Origin of the sequence: Mycobacterium gordonae (genome assembly GCF_002101675.1) — a bacterium.
Lineage (GTDB): Bacteria > Actinomycetota > Actinomycetes > Mycobacteriales > Mycobacteriaceae > Mycobacterium > Mycobacterium gordonae.
Genome location: NZ_LQOY01000015.1, coordinates 76,364 through 88,942, shown reverse-complemented (window position 1 = coordinate 88,942; position 12,579 = coordinate 76,364). Strand labels below are relative to the sequence as shown.

General features: G+C 66.7%; 10 protein-coding genes and 1 pseudogene. 5 read left to right on the top strand and 6 right to left on the bottom strand.

The window, feature by feature from the left end; all coding sequences use genetic code 11:
- Positions 1-7 precede the first annotated feature (7 nt).
- The 3 genes from AWC08_RS02390 to AWC08_RS02380 are packed head-to-tail and all read left to right on the top strand — an operon-like array spanning position 8 to position 2,129.
- Complete coding sequence (locus tag AWC08_RS02390) at positions 8-463, top strand: 2,4'-dihydroxyacetophenone dioxygenase family protein (protein WP_065136170.1); 456 nt, start codon at positions 8-10, stop codon at positions 461-463.
- Entirely contained in the window at positions 460-1,674 is a 1,215-nt protein-coding gene (locus AWC08_RS02385) for a cytochrome P450 (protein ID WP_065136171.1), read from the top strand. The genes AWC08_RS02390 and AWC08_RS02385 overlap by 4 nt, the downstream gene beginning before the upstream one ends.
- A gap of 5 nt (positions 1,675-1,679) precedes the next feature.
- Positions 1,680-2,129, top strand: coding sequence for a YqhA family protein (locus AWC08_RS02380; protein ID WP_082986625.1), 450 nt, complete (start codon positions 1,680-1,682; stop codon positions 2,127-2,129).
- A gap of 136 nt (positions 2,130-2,265) precedes the next feature.
- On the opposite strand, the gene AWC08_RS02375 is transcribed toward AWC08_RS02380, so the two are convergent.
- Positions 2,266-3,591 (bottom strand): aspartate aminotransferase family protein, encoded by a 1,326-nt coding sequence (locus tag AWC08_RS02375; RefSeq protein ID WP_069435127.1) that lies wholly within the window; start codon positions 3,589-3,591, stop codon positions 2,266-2,268.
- Between the two features lie 22 nt (positions 3,592-3,613).
- A complete protein-coding gene (locus AWC08_RS02370; protein ID WP_085087339.1) occupies positions 3,614-6,214 on the bottom strand; it encodes a helix-turn-helix transcriptional regulator in 2,601 nt (866 codons plus the stop codon).
- A gap of 75 nt (positions 6,215-6,289) precedes the next feature.
- Here AWC08_RS02370 and AWC08_RS02365 point away from each other — a divergent pair, with 75 nt between their 5' ends.
- Positions 6,290-7,201: a sigma-70 family RNA polymerase sigma factor gene (locus AWC08_RS02365; RefSeq protein ID WP_085087351.1), complete on the top strand. Its 912-nt coding sequence runs from the start codon at positions 6,290-6,292 to the stop codon at positions 7,199-7,201.
- 151 nt (positions 7,202-7,352) lie between these two features.
- On the opposite strand, the gene AWC08_RS02360 is transcribed toward AWC08_RS02365, so the two are convergent.
- The 3 genes and pseudogenes from AWC08_RS02360 to AWC08_RS02350 form a co-directional block, all read right to left on the bottom strand.
- Entirely contained in the window at positions 7,353-8,303 is a 951-nt protein-coding gene (locus AWC08_RS02360; RefSeq protein ID WP_069434913.1) for an ABC transporter ATP-binding protein, read from the bottom strand.
- 495 nt (positions 8,304-8,798) lie between these two features.
- Positions 8,799-10,202, bottom strand: a complete 1,404-nt coding sequence (locus AWC08_RS02355) for a PE domain-containing protein (RefSeq protein ID WP_069434912.1) — start codon at positions 10,200-10,202, stop codon at positions 8,799-8,801.
- Between the two features lie 361 nt (positions 10,203-10,563).
- A pseudogene (locus AWC08_RS02350) lies at positions 10,564-11,181 on the bottom strand (carboxymuconolactone decarboxylase family protein); the annotation flags it as partial.
- A 59-nt stretch (positions 11,182-11,240) separates the two neighbouring features.
- Here AWC08_RS02350 and AWC08_RS37790 point away from each other — a divergent pair.
- Entirely contained in the window at positions 11,241-11,798 is a 558-nt protein-coding gene (locus AWC08_RS37790; RefSeq protein WP_232008072.1) for a condensation domain-containing protein, read from the top strand.
- Here AWC08_RS37790 and AWC08_RS02340 read toward each other — a convergent pair.
- The gene (locus AWC08_RS02340; protein ID WP_065136176.1) at positions 11,710-12,570 is read right to left on the bottom strand and encodes an SCO6745 family protein; all 861 of its coding nucleotides are present in this window, start codon (positions 12,568-12,570) and stop codon (positions 11,710-11,712) included. The two genes, AWC08_RS37790 and AWC08_RS02340, sit on opposite strands and share 89 nt — an antisense overlap.
- Between the last annotated feature and the right edge of the window lie 9 nt (positions 12,571-12,579).

Genomic DNA, 12,579 nt, shown 5'->3' with positions numbered 1-12,579 from the left:
CTTGCAGATGACGATGGTCGATGTCCCAGCCGCCATCCATGTCGGCGCCGACGAATTGCCGTTCGTCGACGTGGGCGACGGCTCGTTGCTCAAGGTGATCCAGGTGCGCGAAGCCGAGGGGCTCTGGATCGTCGAAAACGTGTTCCGGGCCGGCTATGAGGTGCAGCGACACAAGCACACCGGGCCGGTGTACGCCTACACCACCTCGGGAGCGTGGCGTTACAAGGAGTACAGCTACGTCAACCGCGCGGGGTCATTCCTGTACGAACCTGCGGGTTCGATCCATACCTTGCAGGTGCTCGAGGACGACACGCATGTCTGGTTCCAGATCTACGGGGCCAACCTCAACCTCGACGCGGACGGCAACATCGAGAGCGTCTTCGACGGAACCAGCACCCTGGCGAGCTATCTCGCACTGTGCGAAGCCGCCGGTCTGCCGCGGCCGAACGTGGTGCTCGGATGAGCGTGCCGACCGCATCGGGTCTCGTCGACCTGGCCGGTCCGGACGCCTTCGTCGACGGTGTGCCGCATGAGGCGCTGGCCGTGTTGCGGCGCACCGACCCGGTGCACTGGCAACCGATGGTCGGGGAGCCCGGCTTCTGGGCCGTGTTGCGTCATGCCGACGTGGTCGAGGTGGCCCGTCATCCCGAGATCTTCTCGGCCGGCAAGGGCGGCATCGTCATCGAAGACCTGCCGCCGGAGACCCTCGGCAGAATGCGCAACATGCTGGCGGCCATGGATCCGCCCCGCCACCACGCCTACCGAGCGCCGTTGTCGCCCCATTTTCGCCCGCGCGCGATAGCTGGGATGGAACAGCGGGTGCGCGACATCTGTCGCGCCATCATGGCGCAGGCGCGCGAACGGGAGGAGGTCGAGTTCGTCCACCAGGTGGCGGCCCGGTTGCCGACGCATGTGATCGGCGAGTTCTTCGGACTTCCGCGCCCCGATTGGCCGTACCTGCAGCAGTTGGCTGAGCGCATCACATCCAGTCAGGACCCGGAGGTGACGGGCCCGGAATACGGCGACGGTGAGGGCGGGGCCGAAATGGCCGCGTACGCCATCGAATTCGCCGCCGCACGCCGGAGCGCCGACCCGGCCGACGATCTGACCGGAGCGATCCTGAACGGGGACTTCGGCGGCCGGCCGATGAGCGACGTGGAATTCGGCGGCTTCTTCGTGCAACTGGTCACCGCGGGCAACGACACCACCAAAGGCATGCTGTCCTCGGGCCTGTTGACCTTGTTGCGGCATCCCGACCAGCTGGCCGAGCTACGGGCAGACCCGTCGCTGATCGGGCGTGCGGTCGAGGAGATCGTCCGATACGACAACCCGCTGCACTACTTTCGGCGCACCGCTCTGGTGGACACCGAGCTCGCCGGAACCCGCATCAAGGCCGGCGACAAGGTGGCGATGTACTACACGTCCGCCAATCGCGATGAGGCCGTCTTCGAAGATCCCCAGGCCTTCGACATCCACCGCCACCCCAACCCCCACCTGTCGTTCGGGATGGGCGTTCACTTCTGCCTCGGTGCACACCTGGCCCGACTCGAGGGCCGTGTCTTCTTCGAAGAGTTGCTCGCCGCGTTTCCGCGCATCGAGCTCAGCGGCGAGCCGGTGCGGATTCGCTCGAACCTCAACAACTCGCTCAAGCGCCTGCCGGTACGGCTGAGGTAGCCGCGGTGAGGTCAGCTTTTGAACGACTCCGCTTCCTCATCGTCATCGCGGTTTGTGGGTTGGCCGTGACGACCGCAATTACGCTGCTATGGGCGTCGGGACGTGCGGTAGAACTCATCGTGGTATTGGCGCATGGGGGCTGGCGGCAGGATTCCGCAGTGATAAGCCTGCTCGAAGTCGTCGACCTGTTTCTGGTGGCGACGGTGCAACTCATCGTGGCGATGGGACTCTTCGAACTGTTTGTGGCTGACCTCCATCTCCCCGCCTGGTTGACAGTCCGCAACCTGGGCGACTTGAAGCGACCGATCATTCAGGTATTGGTGGTGGTCATCGTGATCAAGTTCGTCGAACGCATGATGCTCACAGGCGCATTGGACACCTTGTACTTCGGTACGGCGACCGCAGTGGTCACCCTGGCCCTTGCATTGTTCATCCGCTTCGGTGAGGAAACCTGACATCCGGCTCCTCGGATTTGCTCTGGCGCGCTCCGCTGCTTCCTGAGCGGCGAGATCAACCGTTATTAGCCGGTGACGACAATCGCGCGTCCTACCGCGATCGCCACTGCGTGTCAGGCGAGATTGGCATGCGGCATCAGTCCACGTCGATGTCGCTGAGCACCCCGCGCAAGATCGATTCAATGGCGTCGAACTCGGCCTGACCGCTGATCAGCGGCGGTGCCAGCTGGATCACCGAATCGCCGCGATCGTCGGTGCGGCAGTACAACCCGGCCTCGAACATCGCCGCCGACACCCGGCCGAGCAGCGCGGAGCGTTCGTCTTCGGGGAACGTCTGCTTGGTCGCCTGGTCCTTGACCAGCTCGATGCCGAAGAAGAATCCCTCGCCGCGGACGTCTCCGACGATGGGCAGGTCGTACAGCTTCTCCAGCGTGGCCCGCAAGGCGGGGGACAGCTCTTTGACGCGGTCGTTGAGGCCTTCGCGCTCGAAGATGTCCAAGTTGGCCAGTGCCACGGCCGTGGACACCGGATGCCCGCCGAAGGTGTAGCCGTGCGGGAACATCGTCTTGCCGTCGTTGAAAGGCTCGAACAACCGGTCGCTGGCGATCATCGCGCCCAGCGGCGCATAGCCTGACGTCAGGCCTTTGGCGCAGGTGATCATGTCGGGCACGTAGCCAAAGTCGTTGCACGCGAACATCGATCCGATCCGGCCGAAGGCGCAGATCACCTCGTCGGACACCAACAGCACGTCGTATGCGTCGCAGATCTCGCGGACCCGCTCGAAGTAGCCGGGCGGCGGGGGAATGGAGCCGCCGGCGTTCTGCACGGGTTCCAGGAACACCGCCGCGACGGTGTCAGGACCCTCGAACTCGATGGCCTCGGCGATCCGGTCGGCGGCCCACTGGCCGAAGACTTTTGCATCTGCCGCATACGGTTCGGGTGCTCGGTAGAAGTTCGTGTTGGGCACCCGGAAACCGCCCGGCGTCACCGGCTCGAAGGGTGCTTTGAACTTCGGCAGGCCGGTGATCGCCAGCGCGCCCTGGGTGGTGCCGTGGTAGGCGACCGAACGCGAAATGACCTTGTACTTACCGGGTTTGCCGGTCAGCTTGAAATATTGTTTGGCGACTTTCCAGGCGGTTTCGACGGCTTCGGTGCCGCCGGTGGTGAAGAACACCCGGTTCAAATCGCCGGGCGCGTAGCCGGCCACGCGGTCGGCGAGTTCGATCGCCGTGGGAGTGGCGTATCCCCAGAGCGGGAAGAAGGCCAGCGTCTGAGCCTGGCGCGCCATGACTTCGGCGAGTTCGGCTCGGCCGTGCCCGACCTGCACCACGAACAAACCGGACAGCGCGTCGAGGTAGCTCTTGCCGCTGTCGTCGAAGATGGTGACGCCTTCGCCCCGGGTGATCACCGGCGGGGCAAAGTCCGGGCCGTGCCGGGTGAAGTGCAGCCAGAGGTTGCTCATCTCACCGATGGTAGGGATGCCGTCAGCGCAACTGCTCAGCGCCGCGCATCAGCTGCGCCAGTGCGGCACGCCCGCTGACGCCGGCCTTGATGCTGGCCCGGTAGATATGACTTTCGACGGTCCGCACCGACAACGACACCGTCTGGGCGATCTCCCGGTTCGACAGTCCCCGAGCCACCAGCACCGCGACCTCGCGTTCCCGGGCCGTGAACGGCGGCGTGAACGAGGCGGCCGCGATCGCCGGACTGGTCGCCCCGCCACATCGGGCCGCCAAACTGCGCGCGCGCGACGCGGCGGTCATCGCGCTCCCCGCCCGGCCTGCCCGCCGGTATGACACCGCGGCCTGCCCCGCGGCGTCGGCGGCGGCCAGCAGATCACCGATGTCTTCGAAATCCGTTGAGGCACCTTCAAGTTCGGCGGCATCGTCAGCGCTCAGCGCCGCCGCGTAACGCGCGGCGACGGTGGCCCGGGGTCCTTGCACCTGCGTGGCCAACTCGGCCAGTCGCCCGGCCGCATCGACGTCATCGAACTGCACCGCGGTTTGCAGGTAACACACTTCACGCGCGAACTGATGGTGTGCGCGGGCGAACTCGGCCGCCTCCCGGGCCAGTCGGCGTGCTTCGGTGGTGCGTGAACGCACCGCCCCCAGCCATGCCGCGGTGAGCATTTCGGTGGACGCGACGTAGACGTAGGCCGGATGGCGGTGGGTGCGGGCGGTGGTCAGCGCGCGCTCGGCCGCGTCGGCGTCACCGGAGCGGGCCAGCGCCTGGGCGCGCATCAGGTGGAACCGGTAGAAACTGTTGGCCACATTGAAGTTGTTAGTCATCTCGTCGGTGATCTCGTCGGGCAGCAGGCGCAGGGCCGCCTGGAGATCGCCCGCGGCCAGCATCGCCATGCCGAGGATTTCCGATGCCACCGCACGGATGGCGACGGGTTCGTCGCGCTGGGCACGGCAATGCCGTTCAGCGATCTCGACGGCGTCGGGAATCCGTCCGGCAGCCGCCAGGGCGAACGTGTGGAACTCCGTCACCGGCTGCTGAAGGAATTTGCCCTGCTCGCTCAAGACGAGCGCCTCCGATGCGTCGACGGCCCTCAGCACGGCCCGGTCGAGGTGGCCGAGTTCGGCGTGGGCCAAGCTCTCGGCGCTGTAGCCCATTGTCACGCCGTACCAATCGAGTTGCTCGTAGTCCACCTCGGCCGTCGTCTCGAGGACCTGCACCGGCTGGGCGGCCAACGCGAGCTGATTCGCGCGGAAAATCAGCAACTGCTGCCGTCGTGCTCCCTGCGCCGTTTCGAGCGCCTCGTCGATCAGCCGCCAGGACCGCTCGGGTGATCGCATTCCCCACAGCAGGTTGGACGCACGCATCACCATGTAGTTGATGAATGCGGACTCGGTGGCCTCGTCGACCTCGACCCCGTCGAGGACTTCTAGGGCCAGCTCGCCCTTTTCCATCATGAACAGCGAGTAGGCCAGGGGTATTCGGGCCTGTGACCCGACGCCCGTGGCGGCGACCGCGGTGAAAAGCCGCTCCGCCGTTTCGAAATCGAGCAGCGAACTGGCCGCCGTGGCGGCCGACAAGAGCACGCCCGGCTCGGGCGGCAGGTCGGATTCGAGCCACAGCAGGCCCCGCTTGACGGTCTTGGCGATGCCTCCGCCGTCCTTCATCGCCGCGGCGACTTGACCGCGAAGGCGGCGCAGCCGCGAAGAGCCGCAACGGTTCAGGCGGCTCTCGGCGTACAACGGGTGCCCGATGTACACGTCGCCGCCCGACACCCGAATCAGATCACGCTGTTCGGCGTCTTCGATGGCGTCCTGATCGGCGATCAACCGCAGACATTGCCAGTCCACCGGTTCGGACACGGCAACTAGATCGACAACGTCACGTACGGCCGCCGGAATCGCGCCGATATGGGCGTCCAACAGTTCGGCCAGGGATCCGGAGATCTCGGTATTTCCGTGCCAGCGCACGGCGCCGTCCTGAATCGTCATCCGTTCGGCCCGGCGTTCCTGTTCGATGAGCTGACGCAGATACAGCACGTTGCCGCTCGTGAGGTGCCACAGCCGCTCCGCGCACTGCTGATAGGGGGGCGCACCGAAAACCTCCGCCACCAAGTCGTCAATCTCGCGGCGCGTCAATGGCTCCAGGTCGTGGCGCAGTAACAGGCCGTCCTTCCACAGCGCCGTCACCGCCGAAGGGGCGGGCTCGCCGGTACGGATCGCCAGGATCAGGGCAGCGGCCCGCGAATGTGCCAGTTGATGCACGACGAGGGCGGAGACATCGTCCAGCAGGTGGGCATCGTCGACGAAGACCAGCAGGCGGTCCCGTTGCGCGCCGTCGGTCAACGCGCCGATGACGCGGCGTGCCAACGCAAGTGGCGCGTTCTCCACATCGTCGGTCCACTGTGAGAAGGCGCCGAGCGGGATGGGCCGGCTGGTGGCAGTGGCGGCGATGGTTCGCACGGTCCAGCCGTCCGCCGCCGCGGCTCGTATGGCCTCGCGAGCCAGCCGCGACTTACCCACCCCGGCCCTGCCGGCCAGCGCCACTCCCCGGGCGTCGACGATCGAGCGCATGATCGCGTCGACATCGCCCTGTCGGCCGATCATCGGCCAGGGATCGACCATGGATCGACCTTATCCAAGGCGCTGAATTCGTTGGGGAGAATGAGCAGCACCGAGGCTCGGCGCTACGCTCGGGTTATGGTCGCGACCACGCAGGTCAACGAATTCGAGGCGCTGCGACCGCATCTCATGTCGGTTGCCTATCGGCTCACCGGTACCGTGGCCGACGCCGAGGACATCGTGCAGGAAGCGTGGCTGCGGTGGAGCACGCAGGACGGCGTCATCAACGACCTGCGGGCCTGGCTGACCACCGTGGTAAGCCGCCTCGGCCTGGACAAGCTGCGCTCGGCGGCGCACCGGCGCGAAAGTTATACCGGCAACTGGCTGCCGGAACCGGTCGTTACGGGCTTCGACACCGCCGACCCGCTGTCGGCCGTGGTGTCCGCCGAGGACGCCCGGTTCGCGGCCATGGTGGTGCTGGAGCGCCTGAGCCCCGATCAGCGGGTGGCCTTCGTGTTGCACGACGGCTTCGCGGTGCCGTTCGCCGAAGTGGCCGACGTGCTGGGCATCAGCGAGCCATCCGCGCGTCAATTGGCGTCGCGCGCCCGCAAGGCCGTCTCAGCGGCGCCGCCGCCCGAACCCGACCCGGCGCATGCCGAGGTGGTCGGCCGGCTGATGGCAGCGATGGCCGCCGGCGATCTGGACACCGTCGTTTCGCTGCTGCACCCCGACGTGACCTTCACCGGCGACTCCAACGGCAAGGCCCCGACGGCGGTGCAGATCATCCGCGGGGCCGACAAGGTGGTCCGGTTCATGATGGGCCTGGCCCGCCGTTACGGTGACGCGTTCTACACCGCGAATCACCTGGCCTTGGTCAACGGCGAATTGGGTGCTTACACAACGGGATTCCCGGCCGAAGACGGCCATCGCGAGATGGCGCCGCGGATCACGGCGATGACGGTGCGCGACGGCAAGGTAGTAGCTCTCTGGGATATCGCCAATCCCGAGAAGTTCACCGGGTCGCCGCTGCGGGTGATACCGGAAGCCTGATCGCGCCGCTCGGCTGGCTGCCGGACTGGAACGATTGTCCGCTTTCCGAATTGGGTGGTCGGGACTTAATGTCATACCCCGGTCTCTCTCCCCGGCGTCAGCGCCCCCTCGTGGCCGCCGTTGGTTCTCTCCTGCCGGGAGGCCGACGGCATCAGATGGCGGCGGCCGCCCCCGGGGCGGGCAGTTGGTGGCCGGAGATCAGCCGATGCACGGCTCCGTGGCCGAGTTCCTCCCGAAAGGCCTGGACCGTGTACCCGGTCACGATCGCTTCGGTGCGTGCGCGCACCGTCGCGGCACGGGGGATGCCGAACAGCGGTCCCAGCTCGCCGAAGTAGTCGCCCGGGCGGGCGACCTTGAGCAGCTCCTCGCCGCCGTCGGCGAGGAGGCGGACGATGTCGAGTTCGCCGTCCTCGACGACGTAGATCAGGTCTCCCATCGTGCCCTGCTCGAACAGCACCGAGTTCGGCGCCAGTCGGACGCTCTGGGGGGTGTGATCGGTTGGCACGCTCTGCGGCACCAGGTCGACTACCTGGTCGGCGATCGGAAGGATCCGGGTGTCGTGCGTCGCCACCACGACCACGCGATCGTCGTGGGCCAGGCCCCGGATGAGTCGCAGGATCTCACCCACCTGGATGAAGTCGAGGTGTGCGGTGGGTTCGTCGGCCAGTATCAACGGCGGATCGAGCGCGAGGGCCCGGGCAATCGCGACGCGCTGCTGCTGTCCGCCGCTCAGCCGACCGGGCCGACGCGTCATGCAGTCCTTCAGCCCGACGCGCGTCAACAGTTCCTCGGCCCTCGTCCGGGCGGCCGAGCGCGACACTTTGGCCGCGACCAGCGGCACCATGACATTCTCGACCGCGGTGAGGCTGGGCACGAGGTTGAACGCCTGAAAGACGATGCCGACCTGGCGCCGGTAGTCCGACAGCGCGTGGGGGCCCAATCGGGTCACGGCGACATCGCCGAATGCGATCCGTCCGGACGTCGGACTCAGGATGCCGCCCAGGCACGACAGCAGAGTGGTCTTCCCGCACCCACTGGGCCCCAGCAGAATCACCAACGAGCCCGCGGGCGCCTTGAAGCTCAAGTGGTCGATAGGGCGCATCGCGTACCCGCCGCTGGAGTACTCGACCACCAGGTCGTCGACGTGTAAATCCACGGCTCAGGGACCTCCGAACGCCGGCGCGGGCTCGCTCTTCACCGCGCGTCGTGCACCGGCCGCACGCCACCGCAGCTCGCGTAGGGCCGCCAACAGCACCTCCGGGTTCCTTCCTCGTCGCCAATTCCTCAGGGACTTCCGGTTCAGTCCACCACGTTCCCCCAAACGGCCGGTTGCGAAACATTTGCGATTCGGCGGCCATTGTCCGCGAAATCCATTCTGCTGCGGAGGTTTTGGCGACAATCGATTACGTCGACAGACCGACTCCGGCGCGGACGCCATAGCCGTAACGCGAAAACATCTGGGGTATAGCGCTGAGCGTCCGGGCGGCAAGGACTCAGCGGGTGGCCACGGCGCCCAAACGCGACGGTGTGCTCACGACCTCTGACGCCCGCGTGGAGGCACCATGAGTCCCATGACCCTGCGGATGGGATTTCCGCGCTACACCGGCAGGATGATCGCCGTGGCCGGTCCGAGCACGATCGCCTGACCACCGGTCTGGTAGCTGTTATTGGGCCCGAGCCCGTAGATGCCGTATTGGGGCGCGGCCGGGGTCGCTCCGGCCCACATGTCGTTGATCCATCCCGTGGACAGCGTGTACACCGCCGCGGTGGCGCCCGGCGGTGAGAACTGGGTGATCACCTGCAGAGCCAAGTCGATCAGCGGGCCGCGGCCCAGCATCGAGTCGACATGTGAGCCGCCCGCGATCTCGGCGCCGACGAATTGGCCCGGGTACAGGCTGACCAACTGGTTTGTGGTGTTGCCGAAGGCATTCCACGCCTGAGGCGGCGCAGCGACGGTGTAGATCGGAACGCTCGCCGCCTTCAGTTGCGTGATCGCGCCGGCGAATGCCGCGTTGTTGTTGGCCACGCCGTCGAACATCACCACGCCTTTGAGGTGGTTGGTGCCACCACCGAGATTCGCCAGGTAGTTGCCGGCGGCGATGGAGGTGAGGCCACCTCCGGCGGAGTGCCCGGACAGGATGAAGTCCTGCGGCAGGGTGCCGAAGAATCCCGCGCGTTGCGCGCTGAGGTTCAGCGCCGTCTGGGGACCCTGGAACAGAGACGCCACGCCCTGTTGCATCTCCGGGCTGCCGATCCACAGACCCAATGGCAACGGGATCGACGGCACGGTCGGAGTCACTACGACGCTGTTTGTCTGCCCTGCCAATTCGATGGCAAGCGGCTGGTACAACCAACCGAACGCGCCGAAGCCGTGCGAGAAATACACCGTGCCGTTGGGGGCAACCGATCCGTTCGCCTGCGTCGGGAAGTACCAGAATGCGGGAGCGGGGTAATTGAACTGAGGAATCGGGAACCCGAGGAAAGAGGTTGGCCCGATGGGGATCTGCAGGAACGAGAAGCCGACCCGCACGCCGGTCACTCCGTTCGTGCCTGTGACTGGCAACGTGGAGGGGAAGTTGATGTATTTGCCCAGGCCCACGGAATTTGTGGCGAAGTTGAGGAGCGCTCCCACCGTCGCGGCACCCGTGCCGTTGAACAGAGGGCACGTGGACAGGGGCGAGAACACGCTGCCGAGTTGTTGCAGCGGCGCCGCATTGGCGGCCTCGGCGGCCGCATAGGCGGCACCGGCGGCGCTTACTGCCTGCTCGAATGCTGACTGGATTTGGGTTGTCGTCCGAGCGGTCAGCGTCTGCAGCTCGTCGGCGTAACTGCCGAAAAAGGTCGCGATAGCCGCCGACACCTCATCGGCTGCCGCCGCGGAAATACCCGTCGTCGAGGGCGCTGCTGCCGCGGCGGCCTTTTCGATCGCCTCCCGAATGCCGGCCAGGTCTCCCGACGCCAGCGCTAAAGCCTCTGGCGCGGCGATCACGTACGACGACATAAGCGGCTCCCATCCCCGGTGGCCCGACAACCTAAGGGCTGCTGCCAAATGCTACGAGGTCAGGAAGGATTTAGTTCACAAATTGAACGAATTTATGGCGCCGCGCTCTAGGCCGAATGGCCCTATCGAAGCGCTTCTGGGCGCGTGACCATGTGCGCATGGCACTGAATCGCCGAGCCGCTTGCGGTATTCGCGACGCTGGCGGCCGGCGGTGCGGGTTACGTGGTCCGCAGTTTGGCCGCACCGCCCGCGCCGCGAGGTCAGTGGCTTCGTTCGCGACGGGACGCCGGCGACGATGCAGGAGATGATGGGCGGCGGCATGATGGGCCCCGGCGGCATGATGGGACCGCACCATCGGTGATCAGGCGCTCGGGGCCCACGGCACCCGGCACGCGTCCCCGGAGTTGAAGCCCTGTTCGGTGATGCCCAGCGCCGAGTACATCCGCGCCCTCATGTTCTCGATGCCGATCTGGTAGGTCAGCTCGATCACCCCCGCCTCGCCGAAGCGGACTCGCAGATCCTCGACCTGTTCGTCGGTCACCGAATGCGGGTCGGTGGTCATGGCGTCGGCGTAAGCGATGGCGGCGCGCTCGTCGTCGGAGTAGAGCGGTGAAGTCGCATATCCATCTATGTCCCTGAGCCGCTCTGTGTCCAGGCCGTCCAGCCGCTGCAGCATCGTCCCGAAGTCCACACACCACGAGCACCCGACGGTCCGCGCCGTCCAGAACACCGCCAACTCCCGCACGCTGGCCGGCAGTATCCGCGAAGCGCTCTGCACCATCGTCTCGTGCACTGCGTTGGCGACCAGGAGCCGCGGGTGGTGCGCGGCCACGGTGAACGGCTCGGGCACCTCGCCGAATCGCCGCTTGGCGACCCGGTACATGGTGCGTACCAGCAGTCCGGCGCGCTTGGGAGGCAGGGGTTCGATGCGTGTTTTCTGTGTCATACCCCTCAGACGAGACAGGCGGCCCGGGTGTGACAGGCGGCCGACAAGAAATCGCCAAGAATTCTCCAAGGGTCACGGCGGACTCTGGGTGGGTGGAGCACACAACGTCGTCGTACTGGGCTTTTACCGAATACCCGCAGCTGACCGAACTCGAGGACTGGGCACATGAGGAGGTGCTTATCGCCGACTCAAGGCTGGACCAGACCGGCATCCGCGCCGCGGTGGACGCGGTCTTCGAAGCCAACCCCGCCCTGGGTGCGGTGTTCGAACCCAGTCGCGACCGGTGGCTGTCCCGGCCCGGCGGCAGCTGGAGCTGGGCGGTGGAGCCGCCCGGCGACACGGTGCCCGAGGTCATCGCCCGGCAGCGCGCCGGCTACGACATGCGGACCGGCCGGTTGTTCGCGGTGTCGCTGCTGCCCGGCACGCCCGATCGGCTCGTGCTGACCGCCAGCCGGTTGTGCGTGGACGAGGAGTCGTGGAACGGCGTGATCGAGGCACTGGTAGCGGCATATGCGGCGTCCAAAGAGGGAGCGTCGCTGGCTCCCGACACCGACTTCAACGCTAGAAGTCGAGGCGGGCGCTCATGGGTGTGGCGGCGGGCACATCGCCGGCGGCGATCACCGTCCGTGCGACCGGCGTCAGCGCGCTGAACAGGGCGTCCAGTTCGTTGTCGTCGAGAACGTCGAAAGCAGCTAGTGAAAGCCCGTCGGTGGTCGTCTCCAGGTGGTCCTTGAGGTCGCGTCCCTGCGGTGTCAACGAACCTTGGGCATCGAGCAGTCCGCGGTCGGCCAGGCTTTGGCGGCAGGCTTCCCATTCGTCCTGGTCGTAGTGCCGCGAACGTTTCATGAACTCCTCGGACACCGCGCTGGCCGCGGTGTGGAAAACGTTCGATTCGCGTCCCGAGATGCCCGCGGCGACCAGCGCCGCCACATGCCCGTCACCGCGGTTCTCCCGCAGCAGGGTCGTCGCGTGCCAGAGCGCGGCGACTGGTTCGGCCGGTATCGGCAGGGCGACGTTGGCCGCGAACAGCGCTCGGCCGTCGACCGGCGCCGCCCGCGCGGTGCGGACAGCCAATTCGGCTGCGATACAGAGATTTTCGTCCTCACGCACGCCGCACCGGCGCAGTGCCGCGACGGTGGAGTCCAAGCGGGCGCGTAACGCGGCATCCGGCCCGGCGATTTCCCAGGCGGCCGGCAGTGACTTTGCCACCCGCGCGTGCGCGAAGTTGTAGAACACCGCCGTCACCACCTCCGGCGCGACCACACCCAGGGGCGCTGAACGCGCGGCGAAGTACCCCATCCAGAACCCGCGGTAACCAAGATCGTCCAGTGCCGACCGGACCTCGGGCGCGAAATACGTCAGGGCGTGGATCGGCTCGAAGCGGTCGTAGAACTGCCGGGCGAGAGCGGGGGTTCTTTGCATACCTGCGTT

Coding starts and splice junctions, on each gene's coding strand:
- AWC08_RS02340 (WP_065136176.1), bottom strand. CDS start 12,570: ATGCAAAGAACCCCCGCTCTCGCCCGGCAGTTCTACGACCGCTTCGAG.
- AWC08_RS02390 (WP_065136170.1), top strand. CDS start 8: ATGACGATGGTCGATGTCCCAGCCGCCATCCATGTCGGCGCCGACGAA.
- AWC08_RS02360 (WP_069434913.1), bottom strand. CDS start 8,303: ATGCGCCCTATCGACCACTTGAGCTTCAAGGCGCCCGCGGGCTCGTTG.
- AWC08_RS02375 (WP_069435127.1), bottom strand. CDS start 3,591: ATGAGCAACCTCTGGCTGCACTTCACCCGGCACGGCCCGGACTTTGCC.
- AWC08_RS02365 (WP_085087351.1), top strand. CDS start 6,290: ATGGTCGCGACCACGCAGGTCAACGAATTCGAGGCGCTGCGACCGCAT.
- AWC08_RS02370 (WP_085087339.1), bottom strand. CDS start 6,214: ATGGTCGATCCCTGGCCGATGATCGGCCGACAGGGCGATGTCGACGCG.
- AWC08_RS02355 (WP_069434912.1), bottom strand. CDS start 10,202: ATGTCGTCGTACGTGATCGCCGCGCCAGAGGCTTTAGCGCTGGCGTCG.
- AWC08_RS02385 (WP_065136171.1), top strand. CDS start 460: ATGAGCGTGCCGACCGCATCGGGTCTCGTCGACCTGGCCGGTCCGGAC.